Genomic DNA, 20,802 nt, shown 5'->3' on the forward strand with positions numbered 1-20,802 from the left:
AAGCGAGGAGCCGACCCTGGCGCGCGTGCCGCTGGACGCCTCCATGTCCACCGCACAGAGCTGGAAGAGCTCGGGGAAGGTTCCCAGGACTCCAGGGCGATGCGTACCAGGCTGATGTCTAGGTGTTCTGTTGTGAGAGGCAGGACGGGCCCGGGCGAGGGCCGTACAGCCTGTCCGTGCTGCACCTGGAGGCCCTGTGCGCTGGGCTGTGCCCGGAGCGATGCTGGACGGGAGGCCTGTTCGAGTGGGCTGCCCTGGAGGTATGACATGGCCGTGACCGACCGACTCCCCGAGCCCGTCCATGTTCTGCTCTCGGACGGAACCACCGTCTGCATCCGCCCGGTCCGGCCCGGTGACGAGGGGGCCGTGCGCAGGCTGTACGAGGAGATGTCGCCCGAGAACCTGCGCCTGCGGTTTTTCACGATCAGCCGGGACTCCGCCCGGAAGGCCGCCGAAAGGCTCTGTTCACGCCCTCGCCCCGGCGCCCGCGCGCTGCTCGCGGAGACCGGCTCCGAGGTCGTTGGCCTCGCCCAGTACGAGCAGCTCGACGGCGACGGCGACGGCTTCGACGCGGATGTGGCGCTGGCCGTCGCCGACCGCTGGCACCACCGGGGTGTGGGGACGCTGCTGTTGGAGCACCTGGTGTCCATGGCTCGTGTCGACGGGATCACGGCCTTCGTCGCCGACGCGCTCTCCGATAACCGCGACGTGCTGAAGGTCTTCGCCGACCTCGGATTGAGCGTCAGCCGTCACTTCGAGGGGCCGGAGGTGCACTGCAGGGTCCGGCTCGCCGAGGACGAGAGCTATCTGTCGGCCGTCGAGGTGCGGGGCCGCACGGCCGATGTCGCCAGTCTCCAGGCGCTGCTGCGGCCGCGGTCGGTCGTGGTGATCGGGCCGGGACGCCATCCCGGTTCGGTCGGCCGCGCGGTGCTGCGCAACCTGCGAGGGAACGGCTTCACCGGACGGCTGTACGCCGTGCACCCGGAAGCATCCGTGATCCTGCGCGTGCCGACGTACCGCTCAGTGGCCGCGCTGCCGCAGCAGCCCGACCTCGCCGTCGTCGCCGTACCTGCCGCTTCCGTGCCGGGCGTCGCGGAGGAGTGCGGTGCCCGTGGCGTGCGCGCGCTGCTGGTCCTCTCCGCCGGCCTCGACACACTGCAGGCGAAGGCGCTGCTGTCCGCCTGCCGCCGGCACGGGATGCGGCTCGCCGGACCCAACTGTCTCGGCCTGGCCAACACGGAAGAGGACGTACGGCTCGACGCGACGTTCGCTGCCGACCGCCCCCTCGCGGGCACCGCGGGAGTGGCCGTGCAGTCGGGCGGCGTCGGCATCGCCCTGCTGGCAGGGCTGTCCCGGCTGGGCATCGGGGTGTCGAGCTTCGTGTCACTCGGCGACAAGTACGACGTGAGCGGCAACGACATGCTTCAGTGGTGGGAGTCCGACAGGCGCACCGATCTGGCACTGCTGCACCTGGAGTCGTTCGGCAACCCGCGCGCATTCTCGCGGACCGCCCGCCGCGTGACCCGCCGCATGCCAGTGCTCACCGTCGACGCGGGACGTACGGACGCGGGCCGGCGCGCCGCGGCCTCGCACACCGCTGCCGCCGCCACCCCGACCATGACGCGCCAGGCACTCTTCCGGCAGGCCGGCATCACGGCGACCCGGAGCATCGCCGAACTCCTCGACACCGCCGCGCTGCTGCACACGCAGCCACCGCCCACCGGCCGACGCGTGGCGGTTGTCTCCAACGCCGGCGGTACCGGTGTGCTCGCCGCCGACGCCTGTGTCGAGGCGGGGCTGACCGTGTCCTCCTTCACGCCCGAGCTGGTGGAGAGGCTCCTCGCCGCGCTGCCCGCAAGTGCCTGTGCCACCAACCCGGTGGACACCAGTGCCGCCGTCTCGGAGGACCAGTTGCGCGACTGTCTCGACGTGCTGACCGCGCACGCCGAGGTCGACGCGGTCCTGGTGTCGCTCGTCCCCACCGCCGTCGCGACGGCGACCGGCGACGACCTCACGCGGGCCGTGACCGAGGCCGCCGAGCACCCGGCGTGCACGCTCGCCGCCGTGCTGCCCGACCAGGAGGCGTCCGTCCAGTTGCTCACCACAGGGGCCGGGGCGGTTCCGGCCTATGCCGACCCGCAGGCCGCGGCCCGGGCCTTGGCCCACGCCGCGGCCCGCGCGCAATGGCTCGCCAGGCCGACCGGAACCGTTCCAGCCCTCGACCGCGTCGACGACCACACCGCCGCGGCGGTCGTCGAGACGTATCTCGGCCGTGAGACCGAAGGCGGGTGGCTGGCCCCCCGGGACTGCGCGGCGCTGCTGGACTGCTACGGCATCCCTCAGCTCCCCTTGGCCTGGGCGGGCACCGAGGACGAGGCGGCAGCAGCGGCCGAACGTCTGCGGCTGCCGGGCGGCGCGGTGGTCCTCAAGGCCCACTGGCCCGGCCTGGTCCACAAAAGTGAGGAACACGCCGTGCGGCTCGGCCTGCGGGACGACGAACAGGTGCGCTCGGCATACCGCGACTTCGTTGAACGCTTCGCCGGCAGACTCGACGGCGTGCTCGTGCAGCCCATGGCCGAGCACGGAATCGAACTCTTCGCCGGCGTGGTGCAGGACGAGGTCTTCGGCCCACTGGTGCTGTTCGGCCTCGGCGGAACGGCGACCGAGATCCTGGCCGACCACGCGGCCCGGCTCGCCCCGTTGACGGTCGAGGACGTCCACGACCTGACGGCAGCGCCGCGCTGCGCCCCGCTGCTCCACGGCTACCGGGGCACCGCCCCCGTGGACCTCGAAGGAATTGAGCAACTGCTCCTGCGGCTGTCCCGCATGGCCGCGGACCTGCCGCAGCTCGCCGAGGCCGACTTCAACCCGGTCAACGCGACTCCATCGGGCGTCGCCGTGGTCGACGCCCGTGTACATCTGACTCCCCGGCGGCCCCATGACCCGTATCTGCGCCGGCTGCGCTGAAGAGGGAGCGGACGATGAAGCGCGAGGAACCCGGCATCCGTGATACCGGCCAACGGGCTTCCCGGCGGAGGGCGGGCCGGTGCGTCGATCCGGCGATGGGGACCTGTCCGCCGCAGACATGGCCGAGGCACCATCACAGATGAGGGACGACGCTCGGCGATGGCGTTCGTCCAGATGGTGAACCGGCTCGGCTACAGACCCACAGCGCGCCCGCGACGCCTCGTCGGCGGGTCTGCACCACCGCCTCTGGGCGATCCGGCCAGGGCGAGAGGGCCCTGGCGAGAACGCTCGGCCCGACACTGCCGCCGCGGGCCCGGCGGTGTGCAGCCACCGCTGGGAGGTCCTGACTGGGGTGCGGCCCCACCATGGACCTTGGGCCTTCCTGCAACGGACGACGGGCCGCGTAGCGGGTCGCTGCCGCATCGCGGTGCGTCTCCTCAGTCCGGTTCCATATAGGAGCGGCGGAAGACCGGGGCCTGGCCGGTGCCCCACGGCCGTACGGCCGCCATCGCCTGGACGACTGCGGATTCCAAGGGGCCACTGGTGTCGACCGTTACAGCATCTGCCCACGGAGGTTCCTTGGCCGCCATGGCGGTGGCGACGTCGAGGTCGGCGTCGGATGCTCCGGGGGCGCGAGAGTTGAGGCGGGCCGTCGTTACGTTGGTCGGAGCCTGGCAGTGCAGGGCCACCAGGTCGGCGCTGGTGCGTTCGGCCATGCGCAGGGCGGCTTCGCGCTGCCCCGTGTCGGACCAGGTGGCGTCCAGGACGACGGACTCGCCGGAGGAGAGCAGGGCGGATGCGCGGTCCAGCAGGGCCGCGTAGGTTCTGGCGGTCCACTCGGGTGTGTACAGGCCTTCGCCGTAGCCGGCTGCCGCGGATTTCTCCGCCGGAATGCCGGCCAGCTCCTTGCGGAGGCGGTCGCTGCTGAGCAGCGTTACGCCGAGGCGATCGGCCAGTGCCCCGGAGAGGGTGGATTTCCCGCTGCCCGGGAGCCCGCCCACGAGTGTCAGGCCGACGGCGGAGGTGCGAAGGTGGCGCAGCGCCGTGGTGAGCAGTCGCCGTGATGCCGCCTCGGCGCCGGGCGCGCCTTGGCGTGCTTGGATCAGGGAGACCTTGGCACGGACGAACGCCCGGTAGGCGACGTAGTGGTGCCACAGGGAAGGCGGTGCGGGGTCGGCGGAGTACTCGCTGTACTGGGCGAGGAAATATGCCGCGGCCTCTGGGGCGCCCAGCTGTTCCAGGTCCATGGCGAGGAAGGCGGCGTCGTCGAGGCCGTCGACGTAGCGGAGGCGGTCGTCGAACTCCAGGCAGTCAAGGACGCGGGGGCCGTCGTCGAGGCAGAAAATGTCCTCGGCGAGCAGGTCGCCGTGGCCGTCGATGATCCGGCCCTGTTGGATGCGCGTGTCGAACAGGGCCTTACGGCCGGCGAGGTAGCGGCGCACGAGCTGTTCGATTTCCGCCACGCCGTCGGGCGCACGGACCCCGTCCGCCAACGCGCGGATTTGTGCGAAGCTCGCCTCCCAGCGCGACGACAACGCGTCCCGGGTGCCCTGCTCGTCCACCTCGCGGTCGCGGGGCGCGTCCGCGTGACGGGTGGCGAGCAGCCGGGCGACGGCCCGCAGGGCATCGTCGACGGCCGCGCCTTCCCGCACGAGCTGGGAGAGGCGGCGCTCCGCCGGCATGCGACGCATCACGACGAGGGGTTCTGGCATATCCGTGTCCGGGCTGCGGAATTCCCCCAGGCCGAGGTAGACGTCGGGAGCGAAGCGACGGTTGAGAGCAACTTCCCGCTCGCAAGCGGACCGCCGAGCTGCCACGGTCGTGTAGTCGAGGAACTCCAGGTCTACCGGCTTCTTGAGCTTGTAGACACGATCCGCGACGAAGAACACCACCGCGGTATGGGTCTCCCGTGCCTCCGCGCGGGGAAGCGGAGGAGCGTCGAGGCCCGAGCTGTGCCGGAGCGCGGACGCGTCGGTCTGATGTACCGGCACCAACGGCTCCCTGCGGTGGCCAGGCTCAGTCATGGGGGACCACGGCGACGGAGCAGCGCGCATGATGGATCGCGGCTTGGGCTACGGGACCCAGGCGTGGTCCCAGGGCGGGACGATGCCTGCGTCGGCCGACCACCAGGAGCCCGGCGCCCTCGGCGGCCCGTACGACAGCCTTGGCGTGGCTTCCGAGGGCGATGCTGTCGGTGACCTCCACACGCGGAGTCTTCTCGCGCCACGGGCGGAGGGCCTCGCGCAGGCGGTCGCCGACGACGGCGAGGCCTGGGTGGCGCGCTTGGAGTTCCGTCTGTGTGTTGTGCACAACCCGCTTCGCCCAGTAGTTCTGGTCGATCTCCGAGGGAGTGCGGGTCGGTTCCGGCACCAACATGGGCCACGCGTGCAGCAGGCGCACCGTTGGCTTGCGCCGTTCGGCTTCATCTGCTGCCCAACGGCCAGCGGCAAGACTCTCGGGTGAGCCGTCGAGGCCCACGGTGATGACTGTCTCCATGGCGACTGTCTCCGTCCCGTAAGAAGCTGGAAGGAGGTGAACGAGTCCGGCTGTCCGGACGGCGTCGGCCTGCCAGGCACGGACCCTTCCCTCTTTCGAGGAGTACACCAGGCCTTCCTCCGGCGCATACGGACCCACGTGGTCGGGGCTCGGGAGGGCGGAGTCTGGGTGCGAGAGGAGACTGTGCGGTGACGATTCCCCTCGTGGTCGGCATCGATGGATCCGCGGCGAGCCTGGAGGCGGTGGACTGGGCCACCGACGAGGCAGCCCGACACGAGCTGCCGCTCCACCTGGTGCACGCCGCGGCGCCGCACCATGAGGCGATAGACCTGATCAACGCTGCCTCGGATCGTGCCAGGACGGGCGCCCCGAAGGTGCGGCTGTCGAGCGAGGTGCTGTATGAGGACGCGGCCTCCGCCCTGGTCGACAAGGGACGCAATGCCTTCGCGCTGGTGCTCGGGTCCAGAGGGCTCGGGGACCTTGCCGGGATGCTCCTGGGTTCGGTCAGCCTCGCCGTGGCAGCACGAGCCGATTGCCCCGTCATCGTGGTGCGCGGCGGAGCGCAGTACCGGGACGCCCGGTTCGGGAGCGTCGTCGTCGGCGTCGAGGACGGAGAGGGAAGCGGAACGGCACTGGAGTTCGCGTTCCGCGAGGCCCACGTGCGGCACTGCCGACTGGTGGCTGTACACGCCTGGAGTGCACCGTTCGGGGGTCCGCCCGAACCTTCGCCTCGGTCGGGGTACGCCCTCGAGGCCCACCTGCAGCCACCGACGCAGGTCCTTGACGATGCTCTGCGCGGCCCCGCAGAGCGATACCGGGACATCCCGGTGAGCCGCCGGGTGGTCGAGGCGTCGGCACGACAAGTGCTGTTGGAGGCTGCGTCGGACGCCGACTTGCTCGTCGTCGGAGCCCGCAGGCGACATGGGCACCTCGGCCTGCAATTGGGCCTGATCAACCATGCGGCGCTGCATCACGCGCCGTGCCCGATCGCGGTCGTTCCGCAGAGATGACGGTCACCACCAGCCCGGGGACAGACCGCTCCGGCGGCTGCCCACGGGGCCGGAAGGGCCGTCGCAGGGACCTTCGGCCTCTGTGACAGGGGTCTGCTGCTGTTCCATGGTGGTGGGCATACGGACCAGCAACTTGCTGGAGGCCAGACCATGAGTGCCCAAGGTTCGCCGTACGCATCCGGCTCGCATCCGCCGCACCGGGAGCACACGTCCAAGGGAGCGAAACCCCTCAGGCGCACGTCCGACAGGATCGAGTCGTGGTTCTTGGAGTCGGCGGAGCGGCACGAGGTCACCCGCGGGCGGACGTCGAATACCGAAGGAGCACAGGGCGGTGCCGAAGACGCCATACAACGGGCGCAAGCCAGCTGGACCGACAGGCCCGGCTCGGCGATCCGGCTGGACAGCGGCGATCTCGGAGCCCTGGCGGCACGGGCGCGCTCCGTCCTCGACGGCGCGGACCTGCCGGACGTAGGGATCGTCGCCAGCGGCGGTCTCGACGAGTACTCGGTGAACGAACTGGTCAGCTCCGGAGCGCCGATCGACATCTATGCGGTAGGCACCCGCATGGGGGTCTCGGCCGACGCACCGTACCTGGACTCCGCCTACAAGATGGTGGAGTACGACGGCCGACCGGTGATGAAGCTTTCCTCGGCGAAAGTGACGGCCCCGGGCCAGAAGCAGGTGTTCCGGTGCCCCGGCTACGCCGACGTGATCGGTCTGGCCGACGAACCGCCCCCCGAGAACGCCAGGCCGTCGCTCGAGACGGTGATGCAGAACGGCGGGCGCACCGGCAAGAGGCCCACACTCGGCGAGTGCCGCGAGAGGTTCGCCGGCGATCTGGCCGCACTGCCACCAGCGGCCCGGCGAATCCGGGCCCCTGTCGCACCTCGCACCACGGCCTCCCCGCGGCTGAGCGCACTCGCCGACCGGGTCCGGCGCCGCATCGAGGAGGAGACGCGGGCCATCGCCGCGCGGCCCCGGAACCCGTAGTGAACCGCATCCGGATCGCAACGATCCATACCGAAGTGAGGAGGAAAGCTATGCCGCATACCGTGGAATGGAAGGTTCGCCTCTACCTCTTCGAGGACGAGGGAACGACGAAAGCGCGCGTGGTGCGCGACACCGGAACGACGGCGCTCACCGGCCACGGACTCGCCCACCGCAATCCGGCGGACATGGATGTGCCGGAGATCGCTGACGAACCGGCGGCCGGCAGGGCCATGCACGACCTCGCCCAGCAGCTGGTGAACCCCGCCGAGCACGACATCGCGGGCATGGGCGCGACCGGGTCAAGCACCCGCCGGGCTGCCGGGTGGCCCATGTGACCGCCGATCCCCGGGCAACGCGGACGACAACGCGAGTGTTCAGCGCAGGCTTGGGAACCCCGCAGGTGAGCAGCAGGTTCGCCTCCCGGCACGCGCTGCTGTTCCAGAAGTAAGGAGTACGACCGATGACACTTCCCGCACATCGCAGTAGGGGTGGGGCTCCCGTATGGGACCTCTTCCATGAGCTCCATGATCTCCGCACCCGTATGGATCAGCTCATGCATTCCACCTTCCCCTTCCCCGGTGTCGACTTCCCCGGGTCCGACCCGACAAGCGCGTGGGCACCGCTGGCCGACGTCGAGGACACCGAGGACGCATACCTGGTGGAGCTGGAGCTTCCCGGTGTGGACAGGGACCAGATCACCGTGGAAGTCACCGACGGCGAACTCGATGTCCACGGCGAGATCAAGGAGAAGGAACGCACCGGCGTGGTCCGGCGGCACACTCGCCGCATCGGGCAGTTCGACTACCGCACGAGTCTGCCGCCGAACACCGACACCGAGCACATCAGCGCGGAGCTGAGCAACGGAGTCCTCACGGTGCGCGTCCCCAAAGCGCAGAAGGCCCAGCCGCACCGCATCGAAATCACCGGATGAGTGAAGGGCGGGACCCGCAAGGGCCGGTGCAGGCGCGTCCCCCTCTCTTCCACGAAGGGCCCGGTGGCCCGCCCGCCCTCGGTCCCGCCCCACTCCTGGACGTCTCATGTGCCGTTGGGACGTCTCATGTGCCGTTGGAGGGGTGCCGGGCGTCGCCCATCCGGTACGCGATGTGCTCGGAGACCGAGATCACGCCGTCAACGCTCCGGCACAGCCGCTCGATGGCGGGGACTTCCTCACCCAGTGCGGCCGCCCGCCGTGCGTGGCACGTTGGATACAGCAACATTCTGAAGAACGGCGGCGATCATGCGAGCTCACGTCGGCGATCAACTTGTTGTCGAAAGCCCCGCCACAGGCGCAACCAGGCGTGACGGCGAGATTGTCGGACTCCACCACGAGGACGGAACACCTCCCTACGACGTGCGCTGGTCCGACACGGGTGAGGTGACGCTCGTGTTCCCCGGGCCGGACGCCCATATCCGACACGTGGAGCACGGGCCCGGGAGAACCCACGAGCATTCCGGGCCGAGTGTGGATGAGGCAGACGCCGGGTCCGAGGGAGCCCCGCTCGGTGGAGTACCCAACGCAGGCGACATCGGTCGGCGCGTCGCTGCTGAACGCGAGCGACAGGGGCTGAGCCGGGCAGAAACAGCCCGCCGCGCCAGGATGGCGCCGGAGTACCTGGCGTACCTCGAGGAACGGCTGGCCGACCCGAACCTGGCGACTCTCATCAGACTGGCCGGCGCGCTCGGCACGAGCGTCGCGGCCCTGCGCGGGGGCGGCATCGATCTGCCGCCCGGCCAGGGCCAGGCGCTCCTGCACCCCCAACTGCGGGACCTCGCCCCCGACGAATGCCGCGCCCGGCTTTCCACGCACGGCGTGGGCCGCATCGCGGTGTCGACACCCGACGGCCCGGCGGTCGTCCCAGTGAATTACGAGGTCATCGACGACGCGATCGCCTTCAGGACAGCGCCTGACTCGGTGCCTTCGGCGGCCGTGGGAACGGACGTCGCATTCGAGGTCGACCATGTGGACGAGGCCATGAGTCAGGGCTGGAGCGTGCTCGCCGTCGGCCCCGCGCGGGTTGTCACGGACCCCGACGCGGTGCGACGGCTGGCCGATCGTGCCCACAACAAGCCATGGGCCGGGGGCGAACGCGAGATGTGGGTGTCGATCCAGCCCACGCGCCTCACGGGCCGCCGCATCACTCCGGCTGATCAGTGAATGGAAAGTGGAGGGCCGCTCCCCCGGCGCGCATTCCGACCACGATCGGCGACAACCGACGAGGGAGCCGCCGTCCACCACATGGACCCTGGCGTACCTGTGTCCGGTCAGTCCGGTGCGGCGGAGGCGCCGGTGAGACCGGTGAGATGGGGCTCGACGTCCACAACTCCCTCCACGGCACGGACGAGCCGTACAGCGATCGATATGAGCGAGGTGTCCCGGATCTGCCCGCGCAGGGTGACCACCCCTTCGTGCACGTTTACGTGGATGGTGTGGCTGAGAGCTGGGAAGAGGTAGGACACCACCGTGCGACGGACCTCCTCCTCGATGTCATCGTCGGACCGCAGGAAGACCTTCAGCAGATCGGCACGGCTGACGATGCCCTGGAGCATGGCCTCGTCGTCGACCACCGGGAGCCTCTTGACATGCCGAACGGCCATGATCCGCGCGGCCTGGGCCAGGGTGGCGTCAGGGTGAACCGTGACGGCGGGGGTGCTCATGAGTTCTCCGGCGGTCACCGCCCCTGCTTTCGCGAGGTCGGACAGGCGCCGAGGCTGCTCGTAGAGGCTCGGATCGTCGTCGCGGAACTCCTCCTTGGGCAGCAGGTCGGCTTCGGACACCACGCCGATGACGCGCCCCTCGCCCTCCAGGACCGGCAGGGCGCTGACCTTCCACTGCTCCATGGTCCGGACTATCTCCTTGAACGGTGCGTCGCGTCCGACGGCCACCACGGTCAGGGTCATCACATCGCTCACGATGTGCGGAGTCTCAGGCATTTCAGACCTCCTCCTCTCGCCTCGTCATGGCACGTCGCCTGCACCGAAGGGCGCGTACAGGTCGAGCAGTCGCACCCGGGCAGCCCTGAGCCGCTCTGCTATCACCCCAGCGACATAGACGCACAGCGCGTGATCGAGTGACGGGTCCTTCCCGCACAGCTCACGGACCGCGGCCGCATCGAATTCGTAGGCACGCACCGGACTCTGGGCCTCGGCCCCCAGATGCCAGTGCGGGGGAGGGATCAGCCAGGACCAGCCCAGCAGGTCTCCGGCACCGACGGTCTCGATGACCACCGAGCGCCGGCCCGGCACGTGAAGATCGAGAGCAACCGTGCCGCTGCGGATGATCCAGAAGCGGGCGGCCTTGCCGCCCTCGTTGAAGATGCGTGCGCCCACGTCGAACGACACCTCACGGGCGATCGCCATGAGTTGATCGCGATGGTCCTCGGTCAGGGCGCCCCAAAAGCCGGTCCTCGCAACCACAATGGCCTTCCCTTCTGCCCGGCAAGCTGCCTGGCTTTGATCACGTAGGGTCGACGGCGCGTCCGGTCACGGAACGTCCCACTCCAGGAGGCGAAGTCTTCCTCGGCGAGACTCAGCAGTGCCTGTTCAGCCGGACGGCGGAGTCGCGCCGATGCCATGGCCATGCACGGCGCACTCGGTGGTGCCGAGCAGGTCCGGCCGGCCAGCCGGGTCCCGTCGCACACGGTCACATCTGTGACCGGCGGCAGCTGCGGCCCACCGGCACTCGTCGCCGGTATCGATTTCCGGGATGCGCGTAGCGGCACCCATTGCTCTGTTCCTCTCGGCCGTATGACTCCACCATCGCCGCAAACCGACGCGATGCAAACCCGGGTATCGCCGAGGTAAGCCCGAAAGCCGCCAGTAGTTGATCTCGATGTCCGGCTGGCGCGGCCGTCTGGGCCCTCCCCATCCTGGCGGCGGTCCTGTTCTTCCGCGCCTTGAACCGGCCCCCGGGTGCGGGACGGCGCGCCGCCCTCAAGGCCGCTGAGGATTGGCTGCTGCGGCTGCACCACCGCATCGCCGGGGTGCTCCACCGCTACCGGCGCCGACGCACATGCCGGGCGCCGGTTGACCCCGCCACTGGCTCGGCGGGGGACCACTGCCATCGGCTTCGGCGGCGTCGCCCCGAGGCCGATGGCCCAAGTGCATCGAGTTGCCGTGAGATCACCAGCGAGGGCCCGACGTGGCCGTCCTCGCCGCCGATCTCATCCACCACCCCCTGCAGTTGCGCCGCCCCGACCGGTCAGCCGCAATGTGCGGCAACGCCCGCCGGTCCGCCGCCACCCGCACGCGGAATCCTCCGCCGCTATGCCGACATCGGCACCTGTTCCTGGCGAGCCACACGCCGCAGGGTGGGCATCTCCCCAGCACCGAGGACGGGTGGAGACTGGCGGCGGTCTGACCGCCTCGCAGGTCAGTCACACGGGCTCGAGGAGCGAAAGCCGCGGCAGGCGGCACCGCGGTTGGCCACAGCAAACGGCAGATGCGGGCGGGTCCGGCGCTACTTGCCGGAATGGAGGGCGGCCGATCCCGCTGCTGCCAGCATCTTCTCCATCTGGGCGATCTCGGCAGTCTGGGCAGTGACGATCTCGCCCGCGAGCTTCCTGGCGGGCTCGTGCGCTCCTTCTTTCTGCTCCATCCGGGCCATGTCGACCGCACCCCGGTGGTGCATGATCATCATGTTCAGAAACATGGTGTCGAAGGCCTTCCCGGAGGCACCGTCGAGGTCGTCCATCCGCATGTGATGCATCATCTTGGCCATCGGCGAGCTGTCCTTCCCGTGATCCATCTCCATGCCCTGAGGCGGCTTCTGGCCCCACGTCCTCAGCCAGCGGGACAAGGTCTCGATCTCCGGCTGCTGTGCCTTCTTGATCTTCACGGCCAGCGCTTTGACCTGGTTCGAGGCGCCGTGGCTCGCGGCCATGTCGCTCATGGCGATGGCCATGCGATGGTGCATGATCATGTGCTGCGCGAACGTCACGTCCGTCCCGTTGTGATGGCGCGCCGTCATCTCGGCCGAGGCGCCGGCGCCGCCGGGTGTCTCCGTCCTGCCGATGCCCGCGCTGCCGCACGCGGTCAGCGCAAGAGCAGCAGTCACCGTGGAGACGGTCAGCGCGGCACGGCGGCGCAGCAAGCACGTTGCGTTCATGGCGGTGACACTCCTGGCTGTTCGTAAGGCATCAGGGCATGAACCCGATGACTGGAGGGGTTCGTCCGGGGCGCCGGTACGGCCAACCCAAGCACGCGTACGGCGACTGCGCTCTCTCCAGTCAGCGAACGGGTGAGGTCGGGCCCACGGCATGGCTCAGGCCCGCAGAACGGCCCAGGGTGCACGCGTGGCTACTCTCACGAACGGTGACGTCCCTTGCCAAGGCAAGATCGAGAACGAGCCGGCGGGCCCTCGTTGATCCTGGATGAGTTCTCAGAACACGTTCTCACTCAAGGGTGGGCCGGACCCCCTTGTCCCTGGAGATGCTCGCCGGCCCGCTGCCCCGCATCCACGATCCCACCGGCCCGGAAACATTACTGTTCGCCTTCTTCGCGGCCATGGCGGAGACCAACGGAAGAACATCCGGGAGCCGACGCTGGAGGGGACTCGACACCGCGGCCCGCAAGGGCAAGCACGGCGGTGGCCCCCGGTCATCACCGACGACACGCTCCACACCGTGCTGCGGCGCCAGGCTGTCGGGGAGCCCGTCGGGCAGATCCGGCCCGACCTGATCATCCCCACCGGCAAGCGCAAGAGAACTCCTCAGCGGCGAGCATCTACCGGGCGCTCGCCGAGCACGCCAAGCGCGAGTCCTACCCGGAAGCCGTCGAACAGGCCCACGCCGACTTCGTCGCCCTCCAAGCCAGCGAGGTTTCCGGCCCACGCCCAGCGGACCGCACCGAGCCCGCCCGGTGAAGGAGAGGCGGCCCTCTCTGCACTCAAGATCAAGTACTGGCGGCTTTTGGGCTTACCTCGGCGATACCCGCAGCCCGGGCCGAAGGTCCCCTGCCCCGAGAGCCGGTCCGCATGTCGCGGCGGACCCTGGGCGGTGCGACGGTAGTCACAGGGGTGCTCGCAATGGCCGGGAAGGAAGGCGGTGGGGACGAATGGAACTCCCGCTAGTCGTGGGTGTCGACGGATCGGACTCGAGTCTCCAGGCGGTGGACTGGGCCGCGGACGAGGCGGCGCGCCACGGGATGCCATTGCGGATGGTCTATGCGTCCCTCTGGGAGCGTTACGAGGGAGGACGCCCGTCCTTCGGCACCGACCGTCCCGCCGACGAGGTCATGGCGGAGCACATCATCGCGTCCTGCGCGGAACGTGCCCAGCTTCGCCACCGGGAGGTGAAGGTGTCCGGCGAGGTGCTGCCTGACGACGCCGTGTCCGCGCTGCTGCGCGAGGGGCATGAGGCTCTTGCCCTCATCACGGGCTCCCGCGGCAGGGGTGAGCTCGCCGGGAGGCTGCTGGGGTCGGTGAGCCTCACCGTGGCGGCCCGCGCAGTGTGCCCGGTCATCGTCGTGCGTGGCGGGGAGCGGAACCGACAGGGCGCCTTGGGGCGGGTTGTTGTGGGGGTCGGCGACGGCATCGAGGGTTCGGGCGCCGTGCGGTTCGCTTTGCGCGAGGCCGAGGCACGCGGCTGCGCCCTGGATGCCGTGCGGGCCTGGCGCGGCCCGGCCCAGGAGCATGTGGACAACCTCCTGGTCGCTGACGACGCCTCGCGGGCACATGAGGAACGGGCCTCGACCGTCCTGACCGACGCTCTGGGCGAGGCCGAACGGGATCATCCCGGCGTCGAGGTACACCGCCGGCCGGTGGAAGGCCCCGCCCACAAGGTCCTCGTGGCGGAATCGGCTGATGCCGATCTGATGGTCGTCGGCGCTCTGAGGCGGCACGGCCACTTCGGTCTACAGCTCGGCAGGGTCGCCCACACCTTGCTGCATCACTCCGAGTGCCCTGTTGCCGTCATCCCCCAGCGAGTCTGAGCCCGCGCGTGGCCCCGTTCTTGGACGTCACGTGAAGGGAGAGGGGTGAGGGCTGCGGATGTCGGAGTGGACTTGGGAGTACGAGGGCTACGACCCCGCTGCTGAGCGGCTGCGCGAGGCGCTGTGCACGCTCGGCAACGGCTACTTCGCCACCCGTGGTGCGGTGCCCGAGAGCAGGACGGGGCTGGTGCACTGCCCGGGAACCTACGCGGCCGGTTGCTACAACCGTCTGGAGTCGACCGTAGCCGGGCGCCAGGTGGTGAACGAGGACCTGGTCAATCTCCCGAACTGGCTGCTCCTGCGGTTCCGTCTCCGTCGCGCCGACGGATCGGTGGGTTCCTGGTTCTCCCCGGACACCTGCGCGCTGCTCGACCACCGTCACAGCCTGGATCTGCGCTGTGCCACGCTCACCCGCACCTCGCGATACCGGGACAGCCAGGCAGGGGTGCTGAGCGTGGAACAGAACCGCTTGGTGCACATGGCGGATCCGCACCTGGCCGCACTGCGGACCGTGTTCACCGCCGAGGACTGGTCGGGCGAGATCGAGGTCGAGTCCGCCCTCGACGGCGACGTGATCAACGGCAACGTGCACCGCTACCGGTCCCTCAACCGGAGCCATCTGGCCCATGTACGGACCGGGGCGAAGGGGCCTGACACGGTGTGGCTGCACTGCCGTACCAGCACCTCGGACATCGGCATTGCCATGGCGGCCCGGACCGTCGTAACCGGGCAGCCTCCGGCTTCGTCGCGGCAGCCGCCAGGTCGACACCGTGCCGTCCACCGCCTGGTGATCCGGCTCGCCCCAGGTCGACCGGTCGTGGTGGAAAAGACCGTGGGCCTGCACACCTCGCGCGACGCGGCGATCAGCAACCCGCTCGAGGCGGCTCTCGACGAGGTGAGCGCAGCCGGCGACTTCTCCACTCTGCGGGACTCCCATGTCGCGGCGTGGGCGCGGTTGTGGCGGCGCGCCGACATCAAGGTGCCGGGCCGGGCCGGCCACGTCCTGCGCCTGCACCTGTTCCATGTCCTGCAGACGTTGTCACCGCACACCGCGGACCTGGACGTGGGGGTACCGGCCCGCGGTCTGCACGGTGAGGCGTACCGGGGCCACGTCTTCTGGGACGAGCTGTTCGTGCTGCCGTATCTGAACCTGCACTTTCCAGAGGTCTCGCGGGCGCTGCTGAACTACCGCCACCGGCGCCTGCCGCAGGCCTGCCGCGCGGCCGCCGCGGCGGGCCGGGCGGGGGCGATGTACCCGTGGCAGAGCGGCAGTGACGGCCGCGAGGAGACCCAGCACCTGCATCTCAACCCGCGTTCGGGTCGCTGGCTGCCCGACCATTCCCGGCTTCAGCACCACGTCGGTTCGGCGATCGCCTACAACGTGTGGCAGTACTGCGAGGCCACCGGCGACACCGAGTTCCTCCAGACCAAGGGCGCCGAGATGCTGGTGCAGGTAGCTCGTTTCTGGGCGGACACCGCGATCTTCGACGCTGGGTTGGGCCGCTACCGCATCCGGGGCGTGGTCGGCCCCGACGAGTACCACGACAGCTATCCGAACGCCGCTCATCCCGGCTTGGACGACAACACGTACACCAACGTCACCGCTGCCTGGGTCCTCAGCCGCGCCCTGGACCTTCTCCGGCGCCTTCCCGCATGGCGTCGACAGGAGCTGTTCGAGCGTGTGAACCTGGACGGCGACGAACTGCCCAAGTGGGAGGATGTGTCCCGGCGGTTGCGGGTGCCCCACCACCAAGGCGTCATCAGTCAGTTCGACCGCTATGGCGACCTCGCCGAGCTGGACTGGGTCGCCTACCGCCAGCGGTACGACAATATCCGCCGACTGGACCGGATTCTGGAGGCTGAGGGCGACTCCGTCAACCGCTACCAGGCCTCCAAGCAGGCCGACGTGCTGATGCTCGGCTATCTCTTCTCACCAGCCGAGCTGTCCGCCCTCTTCCGGCAGCTCGGCTACAACCTCACCGACGATCTCTGGCGCCGGACAGTGGACTACTACCTGCGCCGCACGAGCCACGGATCCACCCTCAGCGGCCTCGTCCACGGCTGGGTGCTGGCCCGGCTCAAGGGGCCGGACGCATGGAAGTACGTCCAGGAGGCGCTCGAAGGGGACATCGCCGATCTCCAGGGCGGGACCACGGGGGAAGGCATTCATCTCGGCGCCATGGCCGGGACGCTCGACCTCGTCCAGCGTGGCCTGACCGGCCTGGAGACCCGCGAGGACGCCCTGTGGCTGGACCCGGTTCCGCTGCCGGCGCTGTCCGAGTACGGATTCTCGCTGCGCTATCGCGGTCATTGGGGAGTCAGGGTACGGCTGCAGAGCGGACAGCTGCGGATCGGTGTTCCCGACTCCGAGGAGTCACCGATCCGCGTGGTGTTGGCCGACCGGGCCGTCACTGTCGCACCGGGAGAGACCTGCACGCTCCTACTGCCGGAAGATTGATCTGTCCGGTGTGCCAGCAGACGTCGCTCATGACAGGCTGAACCTGCCCCGGCCTTCGTTGCCGCCGGTAGCTGCTCGGGAACCTGGAGGTTCTGCGACCTTGCGTTTGCGTGCAAGGGAGAGATGCGAGTGAGAGTGTGGAAAGGAGCCGATGCGTCGGGATCCGACGTGTCGCCACCCTGCGGTCTCCCCTGCGTCTCCCAAGCACCCGGGAATCCGGGGCAGGATGGGTGATGAATCGACATGGAGAATGCCACCCCTCTCGGAAACGGCTTCGGTCAGCTTCCGGATTCGGCCACCTTGGCCACGGCAGTCGTCGACGCGCGGGGGACCGTGACGGGGTGGAGTGCCAGCGCCCAGCGGTTGCTCGGGTACCCGCACGAGGAAGCTGTAGGTCGTCCCGCAGCGCGTCTGCTCTGGGACTCCGACGCCGTGGGCGACTTTTCCACCGTTCTCGACGCGCGGAGCGGGACGACCCTGCTACGGCACCAGGACGGCCACCACATGGAAGCCGAGCTGCGGGCGTATGCGTCACTCGACCGCGAAGGCAACGCACAGTGGCTCATCATGGCCACATCGCCACAGCAGTCATGTCTGCATCAGAAGCCACCTCCACATCTGGACGAGGCGACGACGGAGGAAGCCTTCGCGCAGTGCCACCTGCCAGTGATGATCTACGACGCCGAGTTGCGGGCCCTGCGTGGCAGTGCCGGCGCGGCCCGCGAACTGGGCCTCACCGAGGAGCAGATACGCGGTCGGCGTATCACCGACATCCTGCCTCCTCACATCTGCAGCACGGTCGAACAGGGCATGCGCCGGGTCTTCGAGACGGGAGAACCGGAGCGGTTTCAGGTGCACGGCCGGCCGCGGCGGGGAGCCGACGAAAGGTTCTGGGCCGTATCCGTGTCCCCCCTGAGGAACCCAGCAGGACAGGTGCGACACGTGCAGCTCATCGCGCTCGACGTCACCGAACAGCACTGGGCCCGAGAGCGGCTCCTCCTGCTGAACGACGTCAGCACACACGTGGGCAGCACCCTTGACGTGACGCGCACGGCCCAGGAGATGGCCGACGTGGCGGTGGGCCGGCTGGCCGACTTCATCAGCATCGACCTGCTGGACTCGCTGTTCCGCGGCGTCGAGCCCATGCCTTCCGCCGAGGGTTCCGTCGCCCTGCGCCGCGCCGCGCAGCAGTCCGTCCTCCCCGACATCCCCGAGTCGGTGATCCAGCCGGGAGAGGTGGACAACTACCCGCAATCCTCGCCCCCCGCCCGCTGCCTGGCCACGGGACGGCCCTCGCTGCACCGTACCCTGGACGAAGCCATCGAGAGCTGGCAGGTGTCCGATCCCGAGCGCGCAGCGAAGGTCCGCGCCTTCGGAATGCATTCGATCATGGTCATCCCGCTGTGCGCCCGCGGCATCACCCTCGGGGTGGCCGTACTCGTCCGCCACCGGCGCCGGGAGCCCTTCGACGAGGACGATCTACTCCTCGCCGAAGAGATTGCCGCACGCGCTGCCGTGGCCGTGGACAACGCCCGCCGCTTCACTCGCGAGCGGACCACCGCCCTGGCCCTGCAACGGAGCCTGCTCCCCCAGCGGCTCGCCGCCCAGGAGGCGGTAGAGGTGGCCTACCGCTATATTCCGGCCCGTTCCCGGGCAGGGCTGGGAGGCGACTGGTTCGATGTGATCCCGCTGTCGGGCGCAAGGGTCGCCCTGGTCGTCGGAGACGTAGTGGGCCACGGTCTGCGCGCCTCCGCCACCATGGGACGGCTGCGGACCGCGGTACGCACTCTGGCGGACGTCGACCTGCCCCCCGAGGAACTCCTCGTCCACCTCGACGACCTGGTCACCCACCTCAGGACGGAGGAGGACACCGCAACAGATCCCGAGCTCGAGATCGTCACCGATCTCATCGCCACATGTCTGTATCTGGTCTACGACCCGGTCTCGCGCCGCTGCACCGCCGCCGGTGCAGGCCACCCCCCGCCCGCCGTGGTCAGGCCCGACTGCACGGCGGAGTTCATCGATCTACCTGTCGGCCCTCCGCTGGGAGTGGGCGGGCTGCCTTTCGAAGCGGTCGAATGGGAGGTACCCCCAGGCAGCCTCCTCGTGCTGTACACGGACGGCCTCGTCGAGGTCCCCGAACACGACCTCGACAGGGGCTTGGCGCTACTGCGCCACCGCCTGGAGCGGCCCGCTCGCTCGCCGGAGGCCACCTGCGACGACCTGATCCAGACCCTGCTCCCCGCACAGCCGTCGGACGACGTCGCACTGCTCATCGCGCGCACCCGAGCCCTCGACACAGGCCAAGTCGCCACGTGGGCTCTGCCTCCCGACCCGGCCGCCGTGGCCGGCGCCCGTGCCGAAGTCTCCCGTCGGCTCGCGGACTGGGGACTGCACGAAATCGCCTTCACCGCCGAGCTGGTGGTGAGCGAACTGGTCACCAACGCGATCCGTTACGGCGGCCCTCCCATTCAGCTGCGCCTGATCCGCGACACCGTTCTCATCTGCGAAGTCTCCGACGGAAGCAGCACCGCCCCGCACATGCGGCGAGCCCGCATCTTCGACGAAGGCGGGCGCGGCCTGCTGCTCGTCGCCCAGTTCGCCGAGCGCTGGGGTACCCGCCACCTGGCCGGAGGGAAGTCGATCTGGGCGGAGATCGGCATTCAGAACGAGCGGCCGTGACGGCGCCGGGCCGCCTGCCTCGCCGTCCGTCCGTTCCGCCGTCCGTCCCTGTCGTCCTGCGTGGAACGATCATGGCAGTTGGCCGGGTAGCTGCTCTCCCCGCCGACCGGATGCACGCGCCACCCGCAAGAACCGACGTCCCAAGCCGAGCCCGACGAGGCCGAAGTCTGGCGCAGAGCCTGTGGTGCCGTGCAATCCAGGCAGGGGCCTGGCGCTCCGTCCTCTTGCCGCCACCCCTCGGCGGAAGCGAGTACGCCGGCCTCGCTCACGCTACCGAGCCAGGCTCACGCTGTTCACCTCCCGTCGTCGGTCGTTGTTTTTTGGGGGGATCTCGCATGGTCCGGGGACGGCCCCGCGGTCGCTGTGCTCGCGGCGAGGCGGCTACGGGAGCCAGTGTCCGGCGTGACCTCTCACGCCATGGCGCCGACGGCCTCGGCCTGGATCTGTCGATCCGAACGGAATCACCCTCAGACGCCCCAGATCCGGAGGCGGCTCGTACGGGTGCTCGATGCCGGGCCGGCACAGCCGGGCACAACTCAGCCTTGGCCTTGAGCGCCGGTTTGCGCGTGCGGGGCACCGATCGCCTGCCTGTACAGCGTGTGGGCCCACACTTGCAGGCCAAGCCTGGCCTCCACGTACTGGCGGGCGGCAGCCACTCCTTCGTGTGCGTGCTCCTTCAGCGTCATGACGCGTCCGTGACGACTCTCCACCTGATCGCGGACGATCTCGCAGAGCAACGCAGTAAGGTCGTCCGCCGATCCAGTGTCGAGAGCGCGCTCGGCAGCCGGGATCATCGGCCCCACATCGAGTCCAGCCGGCTTCAGCCCCGTGAAGGGAGCGCCCTCTCCGGCACGGTGCACACGGACAACCGTCTCAAAGAACCAGCGATCGGCCACCTCTTGTGCCTGGGGGCCGAGGATTCGCGCCCTGCACGCGAGACTGAACGCCTCCCGGACTTCTGGCTCCCCTGCCTCGGGCACGTAGGGGAGGACGTGATCGATGTCCCCGTCTTTCAGGGCCGAACGCGCGGCTGTGACAACGGGTCCGTCGAGAGAATCGCAGTGTGGTGGCATCGCCGATCACCTCTTTCGCCATCTACCTCAATCATCGATTCGCTCGGTGGGAGCAGCGAGGGCTTGGCCGGCCCCTGCCGGGCAGACAAGAGGCTTGCAAGTGGGCTGGCGCATGCGTACGCAGGTTCGAACCCGTACCCGTTACATCGGCAATGGCACCCCCTGACCAGCATGTTTACTCCCGGGACCTTCGCATGGC

General features: G+C 69.5%; 15 protein-coding genes and 1 pseudogene. 9 read left to right on the forward strand and 7 right to left on the reverse strand.

The annotated features are described in order from the left end of the window. Window positions 1-267: 267 nt before the first annotated feature. Window positions 268-2,967 (forward strand): GNAT family N-acetyltransferase, encoded by a 2,700-nt coding sequence (locus ACH5AF_RS06745; RefSeq protein WP_398900344.1) that lies wholly within the window; start codon window positions 268-270, stop codon window positions 2,965-2,967. 437 nt (window positions 2,968-3,404) lie between these two features. Here ACH5AF_RS06745 and ACH5AF_RS06750 read toward each other — a convergent pair whose 3' ends face one another. Continuing rightward, window positions 3,405-4,859 carry an AAA family ATPase gene (locus ACH5AF_RS06750; protein ID WP_398900464.1) on the reverse strand — a complete coding sequence of 485 codons (1,455 nt, stop codon included), beginning with the start codon at window positions 4,857-4,859 and terminating at the stop codon, window positions 3,405-3,407. A 124-nt stretch (window positions 4,860-4,983) separates the two neighbouring features. Beyond that, window positions 4,984-5,463 carry a universal stress protein gene (locus ACH5AF_RS06755; protein ID WP_398900345.1) on the reverse strand — a complete coding sequence of 160 codons (480 nt, stop codon included), beginning with the start codon at window positions 5,461-5,463 and terminating at the stop codon, window positions 4,984-4,986. Between the two features lie 188 nt (window positions 5,464-5,651). Here ACH5AF_RS06755 and ACH5AF_RS06760 point away from each other — a divergent pair, with 188 nt between their 5' ends. From ACH5AF_RS06760 to ACH5AF_RS06775, 4 genes and pseudogenes are all read left to right on the forward strand, one after another. Then, window positions 5,652-6,473, forward strand: coding sequence for a universal stress protein (locus ACH5AF_RS06760; RefSeq protein WP_398900346.1), 822 nt, complete (start codon window positions 5,652-5,654; stop codon window positions 6,471-6,473). A 378-nt stretch (window positions 6,474-6,851) separates the two neighbouring features. Beyond that, window positions 6,852-7,463 (forward strand): annotated as a pseudogene (locus ACH5AF_RS06765) (nicotinate phosphoribosyltransferase); the annotation flags it as partial. Window positions 7,464-7,513: 50 nt separating this feature from the next. Next, entirely contained in the window at window positions 7,514-7,798 is a 285-nt protein-coding gene (locus tag ACH5AF_RS06770; protein ID WP_398900347.1) for a DUF1876 domain-containing protein, read from the forward strand. Window positions 7,799-7,923: 125 nt separating this feature from the next. After that, entirely contained in the window at window positions 7,924-8,394 is a 471-nt protein-coding gene (locus ACH5AF_RS06775; RefSeq protein ID WP_398900348.1) for an Hsp20/alpha crystallin family protein, read from the forward strand. A 124-nt stretch (window positions 8,395-8,518) separates the two neighbouring features. Here ACH5AF_RS06775 and ACH5AF_RS06780 read toward each other — a convergent pair whose 3' ends face one another. Beyond that, entirely contained in the window at window positions 8,519-8,680 is a 162-nt protein-coding gene (locus tag ACH5AF_RS06780; RefSeq protein WP_398900349.1) for a hypothetical protein, read from the reverse strand. 20 nt (window positions 8,681-8,700) lie between these two features. Here ACH5AF_RS06780 and ACH5AF_RS06785 point away from each other — a divergent pair, with 20 nt between their 5' ends. Continuing rightward, complete coding sequence (locus ACH5AF_RS06785) at window positions 8,701-9,618, forward strand: DUF1918 domain-containing protein (RefSeq protein WP_398900350.1); 918 nt, start codon at window positions 8,701-8,703, stop codon at window positions 9,616-9,618. 107 nt (window positions 9,619-9,725) lie between these two features. Here the strand turns inward: ACH5AF_RS06785 and ACH5AF_RS06790 are convergent, their stop codons facing one another. The 3 genes from ACH5AF_RS06790 to ACH5AF_RS06800 form a co-directional block, all read right to left on the reverse strand. Beyond that, window positions 9,726-10,394, reverse strand: coding sequence for a CBS domain-containing protein (locus ACH5AF_RS06790; RefSeq protein WP_398900351.1), 669 nt, complete (start codon window positions 10,392-10,394; stop codon window positions 9,726-9,728). A gap of 24 nt (window positions 10,395-10,418) precedes the next feature. Next, a complete protein-coding gene (locus ACH5AF_RS06795; protein ID WP_398900465.1) occupies window positions 10,419-10,820 on the reverse strand; it encodes a Crp/Fnr family transcriptional regulator in 402 nt (133 codons plus the stop codon). 1,099 nt (window positions 10,821-11,919) lie between these two features. Beyond that, window positions 11,920-12,567 carry a DUF305 domain-containing protein gene (locus ACH5AF_RS06800; RefSeq protein WP_398900352.1) on the reverse strand — a complete coding sequence of 216 codons (648 nt, stop codon included), beginning with the start codon at window positions 12,565-12,567 and terminating at the stop codon, window positions 11,920-11,922. A 947-nt stretch (window positions 12,568-13,514) separates the two neighbouring features. Here ACH5AF_RS06800 and ACH5AF_RS06805 point away from each other — a divergent pair. The 3 genes from ACH5AF_RS06805 to ACH5AF_RS06815 all read left to right on the forward strand — a co-directional run bounded on the left by ACH5AF_RS06805 (window position 13,515) and on the right by ACH5AF_RS06815 (window position 19,530). After that, window positions 13,515-14,390, forward strand: coding sequence for a universal stress protein (locus tag ACH5AF_RS06805; RefSeq protein ID WP_398900353.1), 876 nt, complete (start codon window positions 13,515-13,517; stop codon window positions 14,388-14,390). Window positions 14,391-14,448: 58 nt separating this feature from the next. Next, entirely contained in the window at window positions 14,449-16,848 is a 2,400-nt protein-coding gene (locus ACH5AF_RS06810; protein WP_398900354.1) for a glycoside hydrolase family 65 protein, read from the forward strand. A gap of 243 nt (window positions 16,849-17,091) precedes the next feature. Continuing rightward, window positions 17,092-19,530 carry a SpoIIE family protein phosphatase gene (locus tag ACH5AF_RS06815; protein ID WP_398900355.1) on the forward strand — a complete coding sequence of 813 codons (2,439 nt, stop codon included), beginning with the start codon at window positions 17,092-17,094 and terminating at the stop codon, window positions 19,528-19,530. A 536-nt stretch (window positions 19,531-20,066) separates the two neighbouring features. On the opposite strand, the gene ACH5AF_RS06820 is transcribed toward ACH5AF_RS06815, so the two are convergent. Beyond that, window positions 20,067-20,603: a DUF6448 family protein gene (locus ACH5AF_RS06820; protein WP_398900356.1), complete on the reverse strand. Its 537-nt coding sequence runs from the start codon at window positions 20,601-20,603 to the stop codon at window positions 20,067-20,069. Window positions 20,604-20,802: the final 199 nt, after the last annotated feature.

The sequence above is a fragment of the Streptomyces sp. NPDC018833 genome, assembly GCF_044390825.1.
In the GTDB taxonomy this organism is placed as follows: Bacteria; Actinomycetota; Actinomycetes; order Streptomycetales; family Streptomycetaceae; genus Streptomyces.